This window comes from Caulobacter sp. GSs2 (assembly GCF_058680895.1).
On the sequence record NZ_CM178725.1, the window covers coordinates 2,374,403 to 2,395,379 of the forward strand.

Consider the following 20,977-nt stretch of genomic DNA (forward strand, 5'->3'; position numbering starts at 1 on the left):
CATGGCCATCGGCATTTCCGCCAACCGGCTCGAGCTGCTGCAGATCGCTGACGCGGTCGCGCGCGAAAAAGGCATCGAGAAGGAAGTCGTCATCGAGGCGATCGAGGACGCTCTTCAGAAGGCGGCTCGCGCCCGTTACGGCGCCGAGCACGACATCCGGGTGAAGATCGACACCAAGACCGGTGAGACCTCGCAAAAGCGCATCATCACCGTGGTCGGCGACGACCAGGAGATCGAGGGCGAAATCGGCCAGGTCCAGCTGTCGATCGCCAAGCGCACCTGGCGCGACGCGGAAATCGGCAAGGTCTATGAAGAAGACCTGCCGCCGTTCGAGATCGGCCGCGTCCAGACCCAGATGGCCCGCCAGGTCGTCATGCACAAGGTTCGCGAAGCCGAACGCGAGCGCCAGTACGACGAGTACAAGGATCGCGCCGGCGAGATCATCAACGGCAGCGTCAAGCGCGTCGAATACGGCAATGTCATCGTCGATCTGGGCCGTGGCGAAGGCATCATGCGCCGCGACCAGTCGATCCCGCGCGAGAACTTCAACGTCGGCGACCGCATCCGCGCCTATATCTACGACGTCCGTCGCGAGACCAAGGGCCCGCAGATCATGCTGTCGCGCGCCCACGGCGGCTTCATGGCCAAGCTGTTCGCGCAGGAAGTGCCGGAAGTCTATGACGGCGTCATCGAGATCCGCGCTGTCGCCCGCGACCCGGGCTCGCGCGCCAAGATGGCCGTGATCTCCAACGACGGCAGCATCGACCCCGTCGGCGCCTGCGTCGGTATGCGCGGTTCGCGCGTGCAGGCGGTGGTGGCCGAGCTGCAGGGCGAAAAGATCGACATCATCCAGTGGTCCGAGGACGAGGCGACCTTCATCGTCAACGCCCTGGCCCCGGCTGAAGTCTCCAAGGTCGTCATGGACGAGGAAGACGAGCGCGTTGAGGTCGTGGTGCCTGATGAGCAGCTGTCGCTGGCCATCGGCCGTCGCGGCCAGAACGTCCGCCTGGCCTCGCAGCTGACCGGCTGGCAGATCGACATCATGACGGAAAGCCAGGAGAGCGAGCGCCGTCAGAAGCAGTTCACCGAGACCACGGCCCTGTTCCAGGAAGCCCTGGACGTCGACGAAGTCATCGCCCAGCTGCTGGTCACCGAAGGCTTCGCCGCGGTGGAAGACGTCGCCTATGTCGAGCCGCACGAGATCGCGGCCATCGAAGGCTTCGACGACGAGACCGCCGACGAGCTGCAGACCCGCGCCCGCGAATTCCTCGAAAAGGAAGCCGCCGCCCTGGACGCCAAGCGCGTTGAGTACGGCGTCGAGGATGCGGTGCTCGAGATCGAGGGTGTCACCCTGCCCATGGCCGTCGCCCTGGGCGAAGGCGATGTGAAGACCGTCGAGGATCTTGCCGGCCTGGTGCCGGACGACATGCGCGGCTGGTTTGAAACCAAGGACGGCGCCCGCGTTCGCGAGCCGGGCATTCTGGAAAGCTTCAACCTGTCGCCCGAAGACGCCGAAGCGCTGATCATGCGCGCCCGGATCGTCATGGGCTGGGTCGAGGCCCCGCCGGAGCCGGAATACGAAGAGATCGAGGAACAGGTCGAATACGCCGAAGGCGAGGCCGAGACGGAAGTCGAAGCCGAGGCTGAAGCCGAGACTGAAGCTGAAGTCGAAGCGGAAGCGCCGACCGAAGCCGCCGAAGAGACGCAGGACTAAGAAACGCTTCGGCCCTTCCGGCTTTCCGGGAGGGCCGAGGTCTTTCAGAGCCCCATGGACCAAGAGCCCCAAGATCCCGCCGTTGAGGTCGCCGACGTTCCTGTCGACCCTAATGCGCCCAAGACCCATGCCGAGGCTTTCCGCCTTCGCAAGGACGTCGTGCTGGGCGAGGCGACCGACGAGAGCAAGCTGATCCGCTTCGTCGAAGGTCCCGGCGGCATCGTGGTGCCCGATCTGGCGCGCAAGCTGCCGGGCCGGGGGATCTGGGTCGGAGCCGACCGCGACTCCGTGACGCTGGCGGCCAAGAAGGGCCTGTTCTCGCGTTCGGCCAAGACCAAGCTGACGGCCCCCGCCGACCTGGCCAACCAGGTCGAGGCCTTGCTGGCCAAGCGGGTTCTGGATGGCCTGGGCCTTGCGCGGCGGGCGGGAAACATTATCTCGGGCTTCGAAAAGGTCGTCGCTGCGCTGAATTCCGGCAAGACCGCCTGGCTGATTGAGGCGTCAGACGGCGCCGATGACGGCCGCCGAAAGATGCTGACCGCCGTCTACAAGGCTCCGAACACGCCGCGAATCCTCGGGATGTTCACATCCGACGAATTGGGTTTGGCCTTAGGCGGCGAGAATGTGATACACACTGCGCTTCTTGCCGGGCGCGGCACTGATCGCTGGACTTTGGACGTCGAGCGGTTATCAGGCTTTCGCCCGCTACTCCCCCCGACCTGGTCGGCGAGTTGGCGCGAGGAGCCCTAGAGCCTTTCGATTGCACCGGCATGGCCGGTCTGATCGCAAGGCTCTAGAATCTACAAGGTGGAGCGTGGCCCTTAGGGCTGCGCTTGTGCGTAAAGGGTCGGGAAACGCGCTTCTTTCGTGGAAGTACGTCCGGGCCCCTTTCTCACATGGAACGAACGGTTTTTGGCTGGGTTTCCTCCCGGCGGAAGTACAAGCGAGCGCATGAGCGACGAGAACGATAACGGTCGGCCCGGCACCCCAGGTGGGCGCGCGCCCATCACACTGAAGCCCCGCCAGGGCTCGGTGAGCGCCGGCGTGGTGAAGCAAAGCTTCAGCCACGGCCGCACCAAGACGGTAGTGGTCGAAACCAAGCGGACCCGTCCGCACGCCGCGCCGGCCGGTAACCTGGCCGCGCCGTCCTCGGCCGAGCGCCGTCACACCAACGAGCCGCGTTCGTCCCAGTCTTCTGGTGGCGGCCATTCGGCAGGCGGTCTCTCGCAAGACGAGATGCGCGCCCGGCAACGCGCCATCGAGGCGGCCCGCGAGAACCAGGACCGTCAGGCGACGCAACGCGTCGCCGACGAGGCCAAGGCGCGCGCCGCTGAAGCTGCGGCTCGCGAAGCCGCCGCGAAGGCTGCAGCGGCTGCGAAGGCCGCCGCCGAGCCCGCTCCTGCTCCGGCTCCGACCCCGGTCGTTGCTGCGGCTCCGGCGGCGCCCGTGGTTTCGGCTCCGGTGGCTGCAGCGCCTGTCGCTCCGGCGCCGGTCGCCGCAGCTCCGGTGGTTCAGGCGTCTGCGCCCGTCGCTCCGGCGGCTCCGGTGGCTGCCGCTCCGGCCGCGCCGCGCGCCGAGGCTCCGCGTCCTGCTGCGGCTTCGCCCAGCCAGACCCGGACCTACGAGCCCAGCCGCGAACGTCGCGACGACCGCACGTCGACCACCACCTATCGTCCGCCGGCCGGCGAGCGCCCCCCGCAGGGCGATCGTCCGCAAGGCGACCGGCCGTTCAACCAGCGCGCTCCGCGCCAGGACGGTCCTTACAACCAGCGCGCGCCGCGTCCCGACGCTGCGCCCCGCGCCGATGCGGCCCCGCGTGGCCCGCGTCCGGAAGGCGGCTTCCGCAACGATCGTCCGCAGGGCGACCGGCCTCAGGGTGATCGTCCGCAGGGCGATCGTCCGACCCAGACTGTCCGTTATTCGGCCCTGGCCCCGCGCCCGGCCCCTGGCGCCCGTCCGGGCCCCGGCGGTCCGCCGCGTGGTCCGCGTCCTGGCGCTCCGGCCGCCGCTCCGGCGACGCCCGAAGTCCAGCGCGCCATGCGTTCGGCCCCGCGTCCCGGTGGTGAAGTCAGCCGTCGTCCCGAGGACGATGATGATCGCCGCAAGGCCGCCGCCCCCGGCAAGGCCGTGTCGCGCGCCAAGGGCGCTCCGATGCGCCGCGAAGGCCGCCTGACGATCCAGACCGTGGCCGGCGATGGAGACTCCGCCGACCGCATGCGTTCGCTGGCCTCGGTTCGCCGGGCCCGGGAACGTGAAAAGGAAAAGCGTCGCGGCGGTCCCGCCGACCAGGTCAAGGTCGCTCGCGAAGTGGTCATTCCCGACGTCATCACCGTGCAGGAGCTGTCCAACCGGATGGCCGTGCGGGGTGTCGAGATCATCAAGTTCCTGATGCGTCAGGGCGTGATGCTGAAGGTCAACGACGTCATCGACAACGACACCGCCGAGCTGGTGGCGACCGAATTTGGTCACACCGTGCGTCGCGTGTCGGAAGCTGACGTCGAAGAAGGCTTCATCGGCGCCGAGGACATCGACGATCACCTGGAGTCGCGGCCCCCGGTGGTCACGGTCATGGGTCACGTCGACCACGGCAAGACCAGCCTGCTGGACGCGCTGCGCAAGGCCGATGTGGCCGGCGGCGAGCACGGCGGCATCACCCAGCACATCGGCGCCTACCAGGTTCGCCTGGACGGCGGCGAGAAGATCACCTTCCTCGACACCCCCGGCCACGCCGCCTTCTCGCAAATGCGGGCTCGCGGCGCCAACATCACCGACCTGGTGATTCTGGTTGTGGCCGGCGACGACGGCGTGATGCCCCAGACCATCGAGGCCATCAAACACGCCCGCGCCGCTGAAGTGCCGATCATCGTGGCCGTCAACAAGATGGACAAGCCGGGCTCGGATCCGACCCGGGTGGTCAACGAGCTGCTGCAACACGAAATCGTCGTCGAAAGCCTGGGTGGCGACACCCAGATCGTCGAGGTCTCGGCCAAGACCGGCCAGGGCCTGGACGAGCTGATCGAACGCATCACCCTGCTGGCCGAAGTGCTCGACCTGAAGGCCAACCCCGACCGCGTCGCCGACGGCGTCGTGATCGAGGCCAAGCTCGACAAGGGTCGCGGCGCGGTTTCGACCGTGCTGGTCAAGCGCGGCACGCTGAAGCGCGGCGACATCGTCGTGGCCGGCAGCCAGTTTGGCCGGGTTCGCGCCCTGCTCAACGAGCGTAACGAGCAACTGACCGAAGCCGGTCCCGCCACCCCGGTCGAGATCCTCGGCCTGGACGGCGTGCCTTCGCCCGGCGACCCCTTCGCGGTCGTCGAGAACGAGGCCCGCGCTCGCGAGCTGACCGAGTACCGCATCCGCCTGAAGCGTGAGAAGTCACTGCATCCGGTCGGCGCGGGCGCCACCAGCATGGCCGACATGATGGCCAAGCTGCAGGACAAGAAATACCGCGAACTGCCGCTGGTCATCAAAGCCGACGTGCAGGGCTCGGCCGAAGCGATCATCGGGTCGCTGGACGCCATGTCGACCGACGAGGTCCGCGCGCGGATCATCCTGTCGGGCGCCGGTGCGATCAGCGAAAGCGACGTCATGCTGGCCAAGGGCGCCGGCGCGCCGCTCATCGGCTTCAACGTCCGGGCCTCGGCCCAGGCGCGGGCGCTGGCCGAGCGCGAAGGTGTCGAGATCCGCTACTACGCGATCATCTACGACCTGCTGGACGACATCAAAGGCGTGCTCTCGGGCATGCTGGCGCCGATCCAGCGCGAAACCTTCCTGGGCAACGCCGAAGTGCTGCAAGCCTTCGACATCTCCAAGGTCGGCAAGGTCGCCGGTTGCCGCGTCACCGAAGGTGTCGTGCGCAAGGGCGCCAAGGTCCGGATCATCCGCAACGACATCGTCGTTCTGGAACTGGGCACCCTGCAGACCCTCAAGCGCTTCAAGGACGAGGTCCCCGAGGTTCCGTCTGGCCAGGAGTGCGGCATGATGTTCGCCGGCTTCCAGGACATCAAGGTCGGCGACACCATCGAGTGCTTCACCGTCGAGGAGATCAAGCGCCAGCTCGACTAGGGCCGGACTTGAGCTTCAAAACCATCGGAAAGGCGCGGATCGCAAGGTCCGCGCCTTTTTCGGTTTCGGTCGGTGAACTCGACGGAAAAGGCGCGGCGTGGCAAGATAGTCGCCTGTTGGAGCCTGGACATGAACCAGATCACGGTCGGAACATGGGGCGAGGCCATGGCCTCAGGCGGTCTGCAGGACGCGGGGCGCGCTGCTGGCTTGGTCGATGGTGAGCGGGTCGAGATCGAAGCCAAGGGCGGCGATATCGTCATCCGCCGCGCCAAGAAAATCCCGATCAAGGGAAGCCCTGAGGCGATGGCGGCCGCCGAGGCGCTGATCGACAACAGTCGCGGCGTGACGCTGGGCGATGTGACGATCCGCGAGCTGATCGAAGAGGGTCGGCGCGGGTGATCCTGGTTCTCGACGTTCTTACCGCCTGAGGTCGGACTGGAATTCGCCCAATTCAGGCGCTACGCCTTGTGCATGCGTATCAAAGCCCTTCTCGCCCTGACGGCCGCGACCTTGTCGCTCAGCGCCTGCGCCACCGTCGACCGCGTCGATGCGGCCGGCGACGTTCACACCCTGCTGACAGCGATCCGCGATCGTGACCGGGCGACCTTCGACGCCCATGTCGACCGCCAGGCGCTGAAATACGAGATCGAGGCGCGGCTGATGGCCGAGGCCCGCAACCGCAAGGCCGATAACAGCCTGATGGCCATCGCCGCCGCCCTGGCCGGTCCGGCCGCCGATATCGCCGGCGAGGCCCTGATCCGGCCCGAGACCTTCCGCGCCGCCGCCAACTACTACGGCTATACGCCCGACAAGCCGCTGCCGGGCCGCGTCGCCATCGCCGGCGCCCTGCGTCCGACCGGCGACGGCCGGGTCTGCGCCGCCAAGAAGGACGGCCCCTGCCTGCTGACCTTCACCCGCGACGGCTCGGTCTGGCGGTTGAGCGGCTTTGATCCGCAAGCGGCGAACCTGCACTTCAAGCGGTAGGGTTTTGCTCTGACTTCCCCATATTCCGCTCTCCCCGGCGAAGGCCGGGGCCCAGATCGAACCCATGAGCGCCGTGCCTGCTGGCGACGATTGTTGGCGCGACATCCCCAAACTCTCCGGATGAATCTGGGCCCCGGCCTTCGCCGGGGAGAGCGGGTGTTGGGTGGGGCTGTCGCGATACTTCTGACCGCCCTGGCCACGACCGCCCACGCCGAGCGGCGGATGTTCTCGTATGATCCGATCTCGCCCGACGCCAAACGGCTGACCGGGGCCGGACTGACCGTGCTGTTCGACCAGGGGCTGATGGGCGCCAGACCCATCAAGGTGCTGGCCACCGGCGTGCCGGCCCAGGGCCTGCTGATCAAGGGCAAGGACCGTGACCTGGGGCCCAAGGGCCTGGCCGGTTTGGAGGGCGTCGACGCCGACGCTTCGCTGTACGAGGTCGACCCCAAGGCCGAGCAGGGCAGGGTCTATATCCGCGCCTTCTGCCCCGGCGCGACGCGCCTGTGGCTGAGCTTCAGCCGCATCGCCGTGCGCCGCGACCTGCGCATCCAGGCCCTCGGCGATGATCCAAAGTCATCCGGCCCGGCCCGGGTGTGCGGTACGTTGGACTTTTCCTGGCGCGGGGAATGGAAACTGCCGGACGGCCGCCGCCCCGACCCGATGGAAGACTGGACCGACAACCTGAACGGTGTTCGCTAGGGCCGCTAAAGCTGTCATCCCGGCCGCAGCGCAGCGGAGAGCCGGGACCGCAACAGGCTCGGCGTTTCCGGCGGTCCCGGCTCGGCGCGCTTCGCGCTTGGCCGGGATGACAACGAGAAGGATGTCGGCCAAGCTCACGCCCAACGACAAAGGGGGGTGGGACACGATGACCAGCGCGCTGGACGGCTTTACGCGTTTCGAATTCGATGACGGCCAGTGGACCCGCGAGGTCTACAGGATCGGGGCCGGCCCGGCCGTTATCGTCATCCATGAAATGCCCGGCCTGCACCCCGGCGTCCTGGCCTTCGCCCGCGACGTGGCCGCGGCCGGCATGACGGTCTTCTGCCCCAGCCTGTTCGGCAAGCCGGCCAAGACCGTCAGCATCGGCTATGCCCTGGGCGAGATCGCCAAGACCCTGTGTGTGCGTCGCGAGTTCAATGCCTGGGCCACCGATCGCTCGAGCCCGATTGTCGACTGGCTGCGGGCCCTGGCCCGGCAGGTCCACAAGGAGTGCGGCGGCAAGGGCGTCGGCGCGGTGGGCATGTGCTTCACCGGCGGCTTTGCCCTGGCGATGATGACCGAGCCATCGGTGGTGGCGCCGGTGTTGTCGCAGCCCTCGCTGCCGTTCGGCAAAAAGGGTGCGGGCTCGCTGGGCTGCTCGGCCGTCGAGATCGCCTGCGCCCGCACCCGCTTTGAGACCGAGGATCTGTCGTTGCTGGCCCTGCGGTTCTCGTCCGACAAGCTGGTGCCCGATGAACGCTTCGAGACCCTGAGGCGCGAGTTCGGCGACCGGGTCGAGACGGTGGAGCTGGCCGACGCCGACGCGGCCAAGGGCGTGCCCATGGCCCCGCATTCGGTGCTGACCCTGCACCTGAACCGCGCCGATCCGCTGGGCCCGACCATGCAGACACGCGACAAGGTGATCGCCTTCTTCAAGGCGCGGACGGCGGCGTAGGGGTGGCTGCTCTCCGTAAAGGGTGGGGTATCGCCTGTGGAGCCACAACCAAAAAGCTGTCATCCCGGACAAGCAAAGCGCAGATCCGGGACCGCCGGAAGCGCTGAGTTCAGGCGTCGGTCCCGGATCGGCGCGCTGCGCGCTTGTCCGGGATGACAGCCGTTTTTGGTCACATGCAATAACCCTCCCCAACAGGGGAGGATCACCGCCGCACTGGACTTATCGCCCCCACAAGCCTAGACACCGCGCCTTGATTTTCCCCCCGCGCTCCGGTGTTCGATCCGCCGGCCGGGCTGTAAGGACATCGCGCCATGAAGCGCCATACCGACAAGACTCCCAAGCCGGCTTCCACGGGCCCGTCGCAGCGCCAGCTTCGCGCCGGCGAACTGATCCGCCACGCCCTGGTGGACATCCTGCGCCATGAAGACCTGCAGGACCCGGCCCTGATCAATGTCTCGGTGACGGTCACCGAAGTGCGGCTGACCCCGGACCTGCGTCACGCGGTCTGTTTCGTTGAGCCCCTGGGCGCCGGCATCGCGCCGAAGATCGAGCGCGAGGCTTCTTCGCCGTCGCGGATCGCCGTCGAGCTGGGCAGCCCCGAGGTGGTGGTCGCCGGCCTCAACCGCGTGGCCAAGTTCCTGCGCGGGCGCTTGGGCAAGACCATCGACATGAAGTTCACGCCGGACCTGAAGTTCATCCACGACGAGAGCTTCAACTCGGCCGCCTATATGAACCGCCTGTTCGACAATCCGGTGGTGCAGCAGGACCTGCGCCGCCTGTCCGATGTGGTCGAGGACGATGATCAAGAAGGCCGGGAAGACTAGTCGTGGCCCGCCGCAAGAAGGGCGACCCCGTCTCGGGCTGGCTATGCCTGGACAAGCCCTATGACCTGACCTCGACCAGCGCCGTCACCCGCGTCCGCCGCGCCTTCAACGCCCAGAAGGGCGGCCATGCCGGCACGCTGGACCCGCTGGCCACCGGCATCCTGCCCATCGCGCTAGGGGAGGCGACCAAAACGGTTCCGTTCCTGGTCGACGCCGACAAGGCCTATCGCTTCACCATCCAGTGGGGTCGCAACACCACCACCCTGGACCGCGAGGGCGAGACGACCGGAACCTCCGATGTGCGTCCGACCCGCGACGAGGTCGAGGCCGTGCTGTCCGAGTTCGTCGGCGAGGTCGACCAGATCCCGCCCAACTATTCAGCCATCAAGGTCGACGGCGAGCGCGCCTATGACCTGGCCCGCGACGGGGTCGAGTTCGAACTGGCGACGCGCAAGGTCAACATCCACGCGCTGCGCGTGCTGGAGGCCCCCGACGTCGACCACATCGTGCTGGAGATGGAATGCGGCAAGGGCACCTATGTCCGCGCCGTGGTCCGCGACCTGGCCGCCCGGCTGGGAACCTGCGGTCACGTTGACCAGCTTCGCCGGACGCGGGTCGGCCAGTTCACCGAGGCGACGGCGATATCGCTGGAAATTCTCGAGAATTTGAGCTATGAGGCCCGCCTGTCGGAGGCATTGCTTCCGGTCGAGACCGCGCTGGACGACATCCCGGCGCTGGCCGTGACCGATGAAGACGCCTTTCGGCTTGCGCAAGGACGCGCCATTGTTCTGCTCCCAAGGCAGGTTGAAACGCTGAAAGCCGAGCTCACGCCCGGCGATCGAACCGTTTCGGCCATGGTGGGAGAGAGACTGGTGGCCTTGTGCGAGATGCGCGCCGGACGGCTCAATCCGGTGCGGGTCTTCCAACTCACCTGAGCGGAGACACACCGATGTCGATCACTGCCGAGCGCAAGACCGCTCTTATCGCCGAACACGCCCGCACTGAGGGTGACACCGGCAGCGCCGAAGTCCAGGTCGCGATCCTCTCCGAGCGCATCGCCAACCTGACCGAGCACTTCAAGACCCACAAGAAGGACAACCACAGCCGTCGTGGTCTGTTGATGATGGTTTCCCAGCGTCGCAGCCTCCTCGACCACCTGAAGAAGTCCGATCTGGGCCGTTATACGGTCCTCATCGAAAAGCTGGGTCTGCGCCGCTAGTTTGGCGCAGTCGGCCGCCTCGCTCACGCGGGGCGGCCGAACGCTTTTATGGAGCGTGACAGTCGAAAGTGGATTCCGGTTTCGACGCCCGTCACGCGACCAAGTTTAGAGCCTACCGTTTCAAGACAGGCCGAAACGGAAGGTTGCTGCGGAACCGCCTCATGCGGCTCCGAACATGTAAGCCGGAGATCACGATCCCCGGACGCCTGTCGAACTGGATGAGGAATACTCGGGACCGCCCTTCGGCCGCCCGCCCCTGTCCGTCCTGAAGGAAATGGGTCCTTCGGAACCGAAAGAAGCAAAAAATGTTCGAAATCATGCGCAAGACGATCGAGTGGGGCGGCAAGACGCTGGTCCTCGAAACCGGTCGCATCGCCCGTCAGGCTGACGGCGCCGTTCTGGCCACCATGGGCGAAACCGTCGTCCTGGCCACTGCCGTGTTCGCCAAGAAAGCCAAGCCCGGCCAGGACTTCTTCCCCCTGACCGTCAACTACATCGAGAAGACCTACGCCGCCGGCAAGATCCCGGGCGGCTTCTTCAAGCGCGAAGGTCGGCCCAGCGAAAAGGAAACCCTGGTTTCCCGCCTGATCGACCGTCCGATCCGCCCGCTGTTCGTCAAGGGCTTCAAGAACGAAGTCCAGGTCGTCTGCACCGTGCTGCAGCATGACCTCGAGAACGATCCCGATATCGTCGCCATGGTCGCCGCCTCGGCCGCCCTGGTGATCTCCGGCGCCCCGTTCATGGGCCCCATCGGCGGTTGCCGCGTGGGCTACGTCAATGGCGAATACGTGCTGAACCCGACGCTCGACGAGCTGAAGGAAAGCAAGATGGACCTGGTCGTGGCCGGCACCGCCGAAGCCGTGATGATGGTTGAATCCGAAATCCAGGAACTCTCGGAAGAGATCGTCCTGGGCGGCGTCAGCTTCGCCCACAAGTCGATGCAGGCCGTGATCAACGGCATCATCGAGCTGGCCGAACACGCCGCCAAGGAGCCCTTCGACTTCAAGCCGGAAGACACCGACGCCCTGAAGGCTGAAGTGAAGAAGGCCGTCGGCGCCGACCTGGCCGACGCCTACACCATCCGCGCCAAGGGCGACCGCGTCGCCGCCCTGTCGGCCGCCAAGGCCAAGGCCGTCGAGACCTTCGCCAAGAGCGACACCAACCCGGCCGGCATTGATCCGCTGAAGCTGATCTCGGTGTTCAAGGAACTGGAAGCCGACATCGTCCGTCGCTCCATCCTCGACACCGGCATCCGCATCGACGGCCGCACCGTCGACAAGGTCCGTCCGATCCTGGGTGAAGTCGGCATCCTGCCGCGCACCCACGGCTCGGCCCTGTTCACGCGCGGCGAAACCCAGGCCATCGTGGTCGCCACCCTGGGCACCGGCGATGACGAGCAGTTCATCGACGCCCTGGAAGGCACCTACAAGGAAGCCTTCCTGCTGCACTACAACTTCCCTCCCTTCTCGGTCGGTGAAACCGGTCGGATGGGCAGCCCCGGCCGCCGCGAAATCGGCCACGGCAAGCTGGCCTGGCGCGCCCTGCGCCCGATGCTGCCGGCCAAGGAAGACTTCCCCTACACCATCCGCCTGGTCTCCGAGATCACCGAGTCGAACGGCTCGTCCTCGATGGCCACGGTCTGCGGCGCCTCCCTGGCCATGATGGACGCGGGCGTTCCGCTGATCCGTCCGGTCTCGGGCATCGCCATGGGCCTGATCCTCGAGAGCGACGGCTTCGCCGTTCTGTCCGACATCCTGGGCGACGAAGATCACCTGGGCGACATGGACTTCAAGGTGGCCGGCACCAGCGAGGGTCTGACCTCGCTGCAGATGGACATCAAGATCGCCGGCATCACCGAAGAGATCATGAAGCAAGCGCTGGCCCAGGCTAAGGGCGGTCGCGAGCACATCCTCGGCGAGATGAACAAGGCGATGGATGCGCCGCGCGAAGAAGTCGGCGACTACGCGCCGAAGATCGAAACCATCACCATCCCGACCGACAAGATCCGGGAAGTGATCGGCACCGGCGGCAAGGTGATCCGCGAGATCGTCGCCACCACCGGCGCCAAGGTCGACATCAACGACGAAGGCACGGTCAAGGTTTCGGCCTCGGACGGCGCCAAGATCAAGGCCGCCATCGACTGGATCAAGTCGATCACGCAAGAAGCTGAAGTCGGCGCGATCTATGACGGCAAGGTCGTCAAGGTCGTTGATTTCGGCGCCTTCGTGAACTTCTTCGGCGCCAAGGACGGCCTCGTCCACGTCAGCCAGATCAGCAACGAACGCGTCGCCAAGCCGTCGGACGTGCTGAAGGAAGGCCAGATCGTCAAAGTGAAGCTTCTCGGCTTCGACGATCGCGGCAAGACCAAGCTGTCGATGAAGGTTGTCGACCAGGAAACTGGCGAAGACCTGACCAAGAAGGAAGGCGCGACCGAAGAGGCGTAAGCCTTTTCAGCCTGGCTTTTCCGGACGGAATGCAGCGGGCGGCTCCGAAAGGGGCCGCCCGTTTTGCGTTTCTGGCGCGGTGCGTCCTTCGAGGCCCGCTGCGCGGGCGCCTCAGGATGAGGAACTCTGTGGCTCTGAACACCTCATCCTGAGGTGCGCGCTTCTGAGCGCGCCTCGAAGGACGCAGGGTGTTTGGTGGCAATTATGACGGTGCGGGCGCCAACTTTGCGCTAAGTTTCTACACCAATTTGGGAGGCCGGTTTTGTGCCCACCGCGCGTTCCACTAGTCCGAGCATGTAACCACAAGCATGGATTGCGATCGCTGTGAGGCGCTGATGACGTGGTGCATCCTCAAAGTCATGGAAGTCGAGCCGGCTCGCTGAGGTTAGGAAAGTTTTCTCGATAGCTAGGTCTACTTTTTCTTGCTCGCCTCCGTGCGCTACCGCGTTCCGCGCAGTGTTTAGAGACTTCACAACCGCGAATACGGCCTGGGTTCGCGGAAAGCGAGGAAACAACCCCTCCATCAGGGCTAGTTTGTTAGAGAAGCTCCAATCTCTATCAAGTACGGCCTTGGGATTAGGAAGCATCGCTTCGATGCAATCCTCCATAGTCGCCTCAATCAACAAATGTAAGGCGAGTAACTGTCCATTAGCCCCCATCATTGAGACGCTAAATTCGCGAAAGCGATTGATGGTGTCTCTGTTTTGGGGCGAGACATTGTCTAGATTGTCGGCTTCTGAGTTCTCTTTTTCGGCCATAACGCCTCTGTTGTCTTGAGATAGGACGATCGGAAAGCGGGCTCCCAACCGTCGCCAATAGCTCGCCCGCCGACCTCCAGGGTCGGTGCGATCCTTAAATCTCTTGGAGGCTGCAGCGTGCCGAGGCGTACAGGTCTGTCAAGGACGGCCCTGCGGGCCGTCGCTCCGCGGCGACGCGAGAGCGTCGTCCTTGAGAGACCTGTACGCCTCGGCGATCGTCTCGCCGTGAGATGTAAGGGTGGCTCTGCCCGCGAGGGGCGGATGAGCCAGGCGCTGGGTTGGCCGTGTGAGCGCCCACCCTCACATCCGTCATTCCCGCCCTTGTGGCGGGAACCCCTGTTTCAGCGGACACGTGAGACGCCAGCGAAGTGCGCGCGCACTTCGCCGCTCCCGCACCTGCGGCGGTACGAGGGGTTCCCGCCACAAGGGCGGGAATGACGGTGGTGGGTGGTGGTGGCTGTAGCGCCGACCGCCGCGCCTCGGTCGCCATGCGGATCGCCAGTCGCAGGCACGGCGCAAGCCACACCGTGTTTCGTCCAGCGACGCCGGGGATTGGGTGCAAGGGCCAGCGCCGCAGGCCCCCTCCTGACCTGCTTCGCAGGTCGTCCTCCCCCTTTCAGGGGGAAGATGAGATCGCGCCCTTCATCTTCCCCCTCCGGGGGAAGACGGTCGCGAAGCGACCCGTAGGGGGCAAGTGCGGGGATAAGCTGCGCGCCATCCTCGAGCAATCGCTGCGAGAACGCAATAAAATCAACGCCCTGCATATAAACTGAGCGCGCCCGTCCGACGCGCTGAAACCTCCCGTATTCTTGTCCCACCTCGTCGCGAGGAAAGGGCGCAAGGCCAGCGACCATTGCGGCGGCGGGGGGTGATCGAGCGGGACTGGGGTCGAGGGGGATACTCGACCGGTCCGGGGATCCTGGCGTTGCAGGACCCGCCCGCCGTCGGCGTGGATGGGGATCAAGGCGAGTGTTGGTCAGGATTGGCCCCACGCCCCCCGACCTCCGGGACTTCGGGAAACCGAGGCGTCCGGGTTCCGGTAAGGCCCCAACTGGGCCACCCGCCGGGACGCTGATGGATAACGACCACGCGGAGCGCCCGGCTTCGTCGAAACGGTTATTCTATTTTCCTCCGGACGTGGTCCGGACGCTCCGCGACCCTTTCCACCAACTCGCAGCGAACGCGCGAGGTCGCGAAACCGCGCGCCCTGGCCATTACGTCATTTTTGAGAATGATTATCATTGCGCCCCCTCGGCCGCGGCGCTAAGAACGCCTCGCAATATCAGGAGGGGCGCGAGGGATCGTCGCCCCGCTGGGGACAGGATCTTATTATGCGTAACGCGAACACCCGCAGCCCAACCCTCGGCGGCATCGTCGGCCGTCAACGTCGCGCCCTGAGCGCAGCCGCCGTCGCCGGCGTTGCCGGCCTGACCCTCGGCGCGGGCCTGGCCCATGCAGCCGAGATTGGGGCAGCCGAGGTCGATGCGGCGATGGCCACCGCCACCGCCACGACCGCCGACGCCACTGAAGTCACCGGCGTCAAGGTCGACGGCAAGCGGGCCACCGATGTCCAGTCGGGCAAGTACACCGCCCCGCTGGTCGACACGCCGCGCTCGATCACGGTGATCTCCAACAAGATCATCGAGCAGACCGCCGCCACCTCGCTGCAGGACATCCTGCGCACCTCGCCGGGCATCACCTTCGGCGCAGGCGAGGGCGGTCAGCCCCTGGCCGATCGGCCGTTCATCCGGGGCCAGGCCTCGGGCAACAACGTCTTCGTCGACGGCATCCGCGACAGCGGCGGCCAGACCCGCGAGGTCTTCAACCTGGAACAGGTGGAGGTCATCAAGGGTCCGGACTCGGTCTATAGCGGCCGGGGCTCGGGCGGCGGCAGCATCAATCTGGGCTCCAAGTCGCCCAAGCCGACCAGCTTCGCGCGCGGTTCGATCGCCGGCGGCACCGACGCCTATGTGCGCGGCACGGCCGACGCCAACTACGCCTTTGGCGAGACCGCCGCCTTCCGCCTGAACCTGATGTACACCCAGGGCGACACGCCGGGCCGCGACAGCATCGACTTCAAGCGCTGGGGCATCGCGCCGTCTCTGGCCTTCGGCATCGGCACGGACACCCAGGTGACGGCCAGCTACTATCATCTCGATAGCGAGCAGGACCCCGACTACGGCATTCCGCTGGCGGCCAAGCGCACCTGGGGCGTGGCGGGTACGGACAGCCGCGCCCGTCCGGCCAACGGCATTCTGGATGTGTCGCGCGACGCCTATTATGGCCTCGACCGCGACTTCCTGAAGACCCGGGCCGACATCGCCACCCTGATCTTCAACCACCAGATCAATGACGACTTCGCGGTCCGCCAGGCGGTTCGCTATTCGAAGTCGGTCAATGACTATGTCGTCACCAACCCCGGCGACGGCGGCGTGGCCCAGTTCGTGGCCGGCGAATGGTGGATGAAGCGCGGCGCCAAGTCGCGCTGGAACCCGACCACCACGGTCGCGGCGGTCACCGACTTCAGCGGCAAGTTCGATCTGGGCGCGGTGGAAAACCGCTTCAACATCGGCGTCGAGCTGGCCCGCGAGATCAACGACAACGCCACCTACGTGGTCTATGGCACGGCCGGCTCGGCCTGCCCGACGGGCTTCACGGCCAATGTCACCACGGCCGGCGTCGGCGACTGCACCCGTCTCTATGCGCCCAATCCCAACGACAGCTGGACGGGGATCATCACCCGCGCCCCGGCCGCGCGCTCGGTGACCAAGACCGCCGCCCTCTACGGCTTCGACACGATCAAGCTCAGCGACAAGCTGCAGGTGAACCTGGGCGGCCGCTATGACGTCTACAACACCCGCGGCACGAACGTGACGGTGACCAGCGCCGCCGGCGTCATCACCAGCACGGTGTTCACCAGCGTGCCGGAAGCCGAGTGGGACTTCTTCAACTATCAGATCGGCCTGGTGTTCAAGCCGACCGCCGCCTCCAGCCTCTATGCCTCCTACGCCACCTCCTCGACCCCGCCGACCATCGCCGGCGGCGATCAGAACACGGCCGGCGGCATCGGCACGGGCAATCTGTCGACCACCCTGCTGGACCCGGAAGACACGATCAGCAGCGAGATCGGCGCCAAGTGGAACCTGTTCGACGACCGCCTGGCCGTGTCGGGCGCCCTGTTCCGCACCGAGCGCAAGAACGCCCAGATCCTGGTCTCGGCCGGTGTCTATCAGCAGGTCGGCGAAGCCATGGTCCAGGGCGTCGAACTGGGCGTCTCTGGCAATGTCACCCCCAAGTGGCAGGTGTTCGGCGGCTATACCTACATGGATAGCGAGCTGGTGCGCGGGGCCTATACCGGCGTCAACCAGGGCGATCCGCTGGCCAATACGCCCGAGCACAGCTTCAGCCTGTTCTCGACCTATCGCGTGACCCGCAAGATCGCGCTGGGCGGCGGCGCCTACTATGTCTCCGACAGCTTCGGCGGCAACCAGGGCGGGGCCGGCGGCGGCGCCAACAAGGTCTATGCCCCGGCCTATACCCGCTATGACGCCTTCGCCTCGTGGGCGATGAACGATCGCATCGACCTGCAGCTCAATGTCCAGAACCTGACGGACAAGCGCTTCATCCTGCGCACCAACGGCGTCCACCACGCCGATCCGGCGCCGGCCCGTCAGGCCATGCTCACCGTCAACGTCAAGTACTGAGACTCCCCTCTCGACTTGACGTTCGCCCCGTCCGGCCGGCCCTTCGCCGGACGGGGCGCTCTCTTCTCAGGGCCCCGGCTTTCCACCTCATGATGCTGCAGATCCCCGAGGTCCTGACCAAAGCCCAGGTCGCGCAGTGCCGGGCGATCATGGACGCCGCGTCCTGGGCGGACGGCAACATCACCTCGGGCTTTCAGGCGGCCCTGGCCAAGCAGAACCAGCAGCTGCCCCAGACCGGCGAGGCGGCAAAGGCGGTGGGGGCCGTCATCCTGGCGGCGCTGGAGCGCAATCCGCTGTTCGTCTCGGCCGCCCTGCCGCAGACCATCCTGTCGCCGATGTTCAACCGCTACGGCCAGGGCATGGGCTTTGGCGACCATATCGACAATGCGGTGCGCCGCGATCCGGTCACCGGCCAGACCCTGCGCACCGACCTGTCGGCGACGCTGTTCCTGTCGGAACCCGACGACTATGACGGCGGCGAGCTGGTGGTCGACGACCTGTATGGCAGCCATTCAGTGAAGCTGGGCGCCGGCGACCTGATCCTCTATCCGGCCTCCAGCCTGCACCATGTGACGCCGGTGACCCGCGGGGTTCGGACGGCCAGCTTCTTCTGGATCCAGAGCCTGGTGCGCGAAGATGCCCGCCGGGCCCTGCTGCTGGACATGGACGTCGCCATCCAGCGCCTGAGCCAGACCGTGGGCGCGGCCGATCCGTCGATCCTGGCCCTGACCGGAACCTATCACAACCTGCTGCGTCAGTGGGCGGAGGTCTGAAGCTCGCCGAGCGCGCTCGTCGAACGGGGGTGTGAAGGCAACACTCCGTTTACCAATGGCCCCCACGATCCCTCGCGCGATCTGCCGGAGCCCCGATGCCGCCTTCCCCGTCTTCCGACGCGACCCTGCTCGCGCCCTCGCCGTTCGGTGAGGCGGAAGCGGCCCGCTGGTTCTTCGCCAATGCCAAGGACCTGTTCGCCGTCATCACCCCGGACGGCCGGTTCTCGGTGGTCAACCCGGCCTGGCAGACCCTGACGGGCTGGTCGCCGGAGGACCTGGTCGGTCGGGCCTGCATCAAGTTCGTGCATGCCGAAAGTCACCCCGAACTGATCGACACCGGCCGGCGTCTTCGCGAGTCCGGCTTCACCGTCAACCGCCTGCGGGTGCTGCGCAAGGATGGCCGGACGGTCTGGCTCGAGGGGCGCTCGCATCTGGGCCCCGGCGGTGAAATGGTCGGCACCCTGCATGACGTCTCGGTCGAGGTGGCCGCCACCCGCACCCGTGAGATCCTGGTCGAGGCGGCTGGAATCGGCCTCTGGACCTATGATCCGGTGACCGAGCATATCGACTGGACGCCCGACGCCCTGACCGCCACGGGCCTGTCGCCGAGCGACCTGGACTGTCCCGCGGCCTTCCTGGCCCGGCTGGCCGACGATCAGCGGCAGTCGGTGCTGGAAACCTTCCACCAGGCCGTCAGAACGGGCGAGCCTGGCGCCGCGGAGTTTCGTCTGCGCGGTCGCGACGGCCAGTGGTTCACCCTGCGCTCAACGTTCCGCGCCGAGTCCCTGGACGGCGGCCTGTTCACGCTGAAGGGCATTTCCCAGAACGTCACCGACGTGGTGCGCAGTCGTGACGCCGCCCTGTGGGGCGAACGCCGCGCCCGGCAGCTGGTCGAGGAAGCGCCCTTCGCGGTGGCCGTCTACGACCTCGACCTGCGGCTCCGCCTCGCCAGCCCCCGTTTCCTCGACCTGTTCAAGTCGACCGAAGCCGATGTGATCGGCAAGTCGTTGCAGGAACTGACCAATGGCGGCCGGCGCCGCTTTGTCTCGGCGGTGACCCGCGCCCTGTCCGGCGAGATCGTCATCCGCCGTGAGGATCGGCTTCGCGACGCCGAGGGCCTTGAACACACCCTGCGATGGGAGGCCCGTCCCTGGCGCGACGCTACCGGCGAGATCGTCGGCGTCATCACCTATATGGACGACGTCACCGCCCTGGCCGACGCCCGGCGCGAGGCGCAGGTCAATGCCCGCCGGCTGCGCATGGCCCTGGGCGCGGCGCGCGCCGGGGTCTACGAGATCGACCATGTCAGCAAGGCCTTCTGGGGATCGCCCGAGTTCCACCGCATCATGGGACGGCGGATCGTCTATGAGGACGTCCACGCGGCTGTCTGGCCGATGCTGCATCCCGAGGATCGCGAACCGCTCAAGGCCTCGGCTCATGTCTGGCGTCAGGGCGGCCCGCAGGTGTTCGACGCCCGGATCCTGGGTGTCGACGGCCAGGCCCGCTGGATGCGGATTTTCCACGAGGTGCGCCGCGATGCGACCGGGCGCGTCCGCAAGGCGTTCGGCCTGATCCTCGACATCGACGAGCGCAAACAGGCTGAGCTGGCCCTGGTCGCGGCCGAGCGCGAGGCTCAGGCGGCCACCGAGGCCAAGGCCCAGTTCCTGGCCAATATGAGCCACGAAATCCGCACGCCGATGAACGGCGTGCTGGGCGTCATGCATCTGCTCAGGGGCCAGAGCCTGCCAGGCGACGCCTCCGAACTGCTGGCCGAAGCCCTGGCCTGCGGTCAGATGCTGTCGACCCTGCTGGACGATGTGATCGACATCTCGCGCATCGAGGCCGGCAGGCTGGAGATCCACCATGAACCGGTCGATCCCCGCGAGCTGCTGAACGGCGTCGGCCGGCTGATGGCGGGCCAGGCCCAGCACAAGGGCCTGACCCTTGAGATCGACGCGCCGGACCTGGGCTGGATCAGCACCGACCCGACCCGCCTGCGCCAGGCCCTGTTCAACCTGATCGGCAACGCCGTGAAGTTCACCGTGCAGGGCTCGGTCACGGTGCGGGCGCGGCGTGTCGAGACGTCCTCCGGACCGCAGATGGCCTTCGATGTCATCGATACCGGCGTGGGCGTTCCCACCGAGGTCCAGGCGCGGTTGTTCGAGCGGTTCGAGCAGGGCGACGCCAGCACCACCCGGCGCTTTGGCGGGTCGGGCCTTGGCCTGGCGATCACCCGCCGGCTGGCCCAGATGCTGGGCGGCGAGGTCGTCTTCCAGTCGCAGCCGGGTGTCGGATCGCGTTTCACCCTGACCATCGCCGCGCCGGCCTCGGTCGCCCCGTCCGCAGCGCCGCAGGCCTCTCCCGACATCCTCGCGGGTCTGCGGATCCTGCTGGTCGAGGACAACCCGACCAACCAGCTGGTCGCCTCGCGGATCCTGCAACAGCTGGGCGCTCTGGTTCACACGGCTGACGACGGTGTGTCCGGCGTCGAGGCGACACGCGACGGCGCCTTCGACCTGGTGCTGATGGATGTTCAGATGCCCGGGATCGACGGGCTGGAAGCGGCGCGCCGCATCCGCGCCCTGCCGGGCCCGGCCGGCCTGACGCCGATCATCGCCCTGACCGCCAATGTCATGGCTCACCAGCGCGCCACCTACCACGCCGCCGGCATGAACGGGGTCGCCGCCAAGCCGATTTCGCCCACGGCCCTGGTCACGGAAATCCTGCGCCTGGCCGATGAAGGCCCGATTTCGAAGACCGCCGTCGCCTGAGTTTCCCCGACGAACGAACCACGCTAAAGCTGCCCGCGAAGAGCGCGTGACGGCGCCAGGGGGA

At 66.6% G+C, this 20,977-nt stretch carries 15 protein-coding genes and 2 pseudogenes; 14 read left to right on the forward strand and 3 right to left on the reverse strand.

Features of this window, described 5'->3' with window-relative positions; translation table 11 throughout:
- The first annotated feature begins 1 nt into the window (after position 1).
- The 11 genes from nusA to pnp all read left to right on the forward strand — a co-directional run bounded on the left by nusA (position 2) and on the right by pnp (position 12,907).
- Positions 2 to 1,714 carry a transcription termination factor NusA gene (gene nusA, locus ACW17Z_RS11590; RefSeq protein ID WP_419319240.1) on the forward strand — a complete coding sequence of 571 codons (1,713 nt, stop codon included), beginning with the start codon at positions 2 to 4 and terminating at the stop codon, positions 1,712 to 1,714.
- A 54-nt stretch (positions 1,715 to 1,768) separates the two neighbouring features.
- The gene (locus ACW17Z_RS11595; protein ID WP_419319239.1) at positions 1,769 to 2,464 is read left to right on the forward strand and encodes an RNA-binding protein; all 696 of its coding nucleotides are present in this window, start codon (positions 1,769 to 1,771) and stop codon (positions 2,462 to 2,464) included.
- A 201-nt stretch (positions 2,465 to 2,665) separates the two neighbouring features.
- Positions 2,666 to 5,779 carry a translation initiation factor IF-2 gene (infB, locus tag ACW17Z_RS11600; RefSeq protein ID WP_419319238.1) on the forward strand — a complete coding sequence of 1,038 codons (3,114 nt, stop codon included), beginning with the start codon at positions 2,666 to 2,668 and terminating at the stop codon, positions 5,777 to 5,779.
- A gap of 129 nt (positions 5,780 to 5,908) precedes the next feature.
- Positions 5,909 to 6,178 (forward strand): hypothetical protein, encoded by a 270-nt coding sequence (locus ACW17Z_RS11605; RefSeq protein ID WP_492056116.1) that lies wholly within the window; start codon positions 5,909 to 5,911, stop codon positions 6,176 to 6,178.
- A gap of 66 nt (positions 6,179 to 6,244) precedes the next feature.
- Entirely contained in the window at positions 6,245 to 6,763 is a 519-nt protein-coding gene (locus ACW17Z_RS11610) for a DUF2939 domain-containing protein (RefSeq protein ID WP_419319237.1), read from the forward strand.
- A 222-nt stretch (positions 6,764 to 6,985) separates the two neighbouring features.
- Positions 6,986 to 7,465, forward strand: a complete 480-nt coding sequence (locus tag ACW17Z_RS11615) for a hypothetical protein (RefSeq protein WP_492058520.1) — start codon at positions 6,986 to 6,988, stop codon at positions 7,463 to 7,465.
- A 166-nt stretch (positions 7,466 to 7,631) separates the two neighbouring features.
- Positions 7,632 to 8,420, forward strand: a complete 789-nt coding sequence (locus ACW17Z_RS11620) for a dienelactone hydrolase family protein (protein WP_492058521.1) — start codon at positions 7,632 to 7,634, stop codon at positions 8,418 to 8,420.
- A 311-nt stretch (positions 8,421 to 8,731) separates the two neighbouring features.
- On the forward strand, positions 8,732 to 9,244 hold the full coding sequence (gene rbfA / locus ACW17Z_RS11625; RefSeq protein WP_492056117.1) for a 30S ribosome-binding factor RbfA: 513 nt from the start codon (positions 8,732 to 8,734) through the stop codon (positions 9,242 to 9,244).
- A gap of 2 nt (positions 9,245 to 9,246) precedes the next feature.
- Positions 9,247 to 10,179 (forward strand): tRNA pseudouridine(55) synthase TruB, encoded by a 933-nt coding sequence (truB, locus tag ACW17Z_RS11630; protein ID WP_492056118.1) that lies wholly within the window; start codon positions 9,247 to 9,249, stop codon positions 10,177 to 10,179.
- 14 nt (positions 10,180 to 10,193) lie between these two features.
- Positions 10,194 to 10,463, forward strand: a complete 270-nt coding sequence (gene rpsO, locus ACW17Z_RS11635) for a 30S ribosomal protein S15 (protein ID WP_056437057.1) — start codon at positions 10,194 to 10,196, stop codon at positions 10,461 to 10,463.
- A 305-nt stretch (positions 10,464 to 10,768) separates the two neighbouring features.
- Positions 10,769 to 12,907 carry a polyribonucleotide nucleotidyltransferase gene (gene pnp / locus ACW17Z_RS11640; RefSeq protein ID WP_492056119.1) on the forward strand — a complete coding sequence of 713 codons (2,139 nt, stop codon included), beginning with the start codon at positions 10,769 to 10,771 and terminating at the stop codon, positions 12,905 to 12,907.
- Between the two features lie 74 nt (positions 12,908 to 12,981).
- On the opposite strand, the pseudogene ACW17Z_RS11645 reads toward pnp, so the two are convergent.
- From ACW17Z_RS11645 to ACW17Z_RS11655, 3 genes and pseudogenes are all read right to left on the reverse strand, one after another.
- Positions 12,982 to 13,110: pseudogene (locus ACW17Z_RS11645) on the reverse strand (hypothetical protein); the annotation flags it as partial.
- Between the two features lie 27 nt (positions 13,111 to 13,137).
- Positions 13,138 to 13,665 carry a hypothetical protein gene (locus ACW17Z_RS11650; protein ID WP_492056120.1) on the reverse strand — a complete coding sequence of 176 codons (528 nt, stop codon included), beginning with the start codon at positions 13,663 to 13,665 and terminating at the stop codon, positions 13,138 to 13,140.
- Between the two features lie 812 nt (positions 13,666 to 14,477).
- Positions 14,478 to 14,585, reverse strand: a pseudogene (locus ACW17Z_RS11655) (hypothetical protein); the annotation flags it as partial.
- Between the two features lie 411 nt (positions 14,586 to 14,996).
- On the opposite strand from ACW17Z_RS11655, the gene ACW17Z_RS11660 reads away from it, so the two are divergent.
- From ACW17Z_RS11660 to ACW17Z_RS11670, 3 genes are all read left to right on the forward strand, one after another.
- Positions 14,997 to 17,369: a TonB-dependent receptor gene (locus tag ACW17Z_RS11660; protein ID WP_492056121.1), complete on the forward strand. Its 2,373-nt coding sequence runs from the start codon at positions 14,997 to 14,999 to the stop codon at positions 17,367 to 17,369.
- An 89-nt stretch (positions 17,370 to 17,458) separates the two neighbouring features.
- Positions 17,459 to 18,142: a Fe2+-dependent dioxygenase gene (locus ACW17Z_RS11665; protein WP_492056122.1), complete on the forward strand. Its 684-nt coding sequence runs from the start codon at positions 17,459 to 17,461 to the stop codon at positions 18,140 to 18,142.
- Positions 18,143 to 18,237: 95 nt separating this feature from the next.
- Positions 18,238 to 20,913, forward strand: a complete 2,676-nt coding sequence (locus tag ACW17Z_RS11670; protein WP_419319229.1) for a PAS domain S-box protein — start codon at positions 18,238 to 18,240, stop codon at positions 20,911 to 20,913.
- The last annotated feature ends 64 nt before the right edge of the window (positions 20,914 to 20,977 follow it).

Coding starts and splice junctions, on each gene's coding strand:
- nusA (WP_419319240.1), top strand. CDS start 2: ATGGCCATCGGCATTTCCGCCAACCGGCTCGAGCTGCTGCAGATCGCT.
- ACW17Z_RS11595 (WP_419319239.1), top strand. CDS start 1,769: ATGGACCAAGAGCCCCAAGATCCCGCCGTTGAGGTCGCCGACGTTCCT.
- infB (WP_419319238.1), top strand. CDS start 2,666: ATGAGCGACGAGAACGATAACGGTCGGCCCGGCACCCCAGGTGGGCGC.
- ACW17Z_RS11605 (WP_492056116.1), top strand. CDS start 5,909: ATGAACCAGATCACGGTCGGAACATGGGGCGAGGCCATGGCCTCAGGC.
- ACW17Z_RS11615 (WP_492058520.1), top strand. CDS start 6,986: ATGTTCTCGTATGATCCGATCTCGCCCGACGCCAAACGGCTGACCGGG.
- ACW17Z_RS11620 (WP_492058521.1), top strand. CDS start 7,632: ATGACCAGCGCGCTGGACGGCTTTACGCGTTTCGAATTCGATGACGGC.
- rbfA (WP_492056117.1), top strand. CDS start 8,732: ATGAAGCGCCATACCGACAAGACTCCCAAGCCGGCTTCCACGGGCCCG.
- rpsO (WP_056437057.1), top strand. CDS start 10,194: ATGTCGATCACTGCCGAGCGCAAGACCGCTCTTATCGCCGAACACGCC.
- pnp (WP_492056119.1), top strand. CDS start 10,769: ATGTTCGAAATCATGCGCAAGACGATCGAGTGGGGCGGCAAGACGCTG.
- ACW17Z_RS11650 (WP_492056120.1), bottom strand. CDS start 13,665: ATGGCCGAAAAAGAGAACTCAGAAGCCGACAATCTAGACAATGTCTCG.
- ACW17Z_RS11660 (WP_492056121.1), top strand. CDS start 14,997: ATGCGTAACGCGAACACCCGCAGCCCAACCCTCGGCGGCATCGTCGGC.
- ACW17Z_RS11665 (WP_492056122.1), top strand. CDS start 17,459: ATGATGCTGCAGATCCCCGAGGTCCTGACCAAAGCCCAGGTCGCGCAG.
- ACW17Z_RS11670 (WP_419319229.1), top strand. CDS start 18,238: ATGCCGCCTTCCCCGTCTTCCGACGCGACCCTGCTCGCGCCCTCGCCG.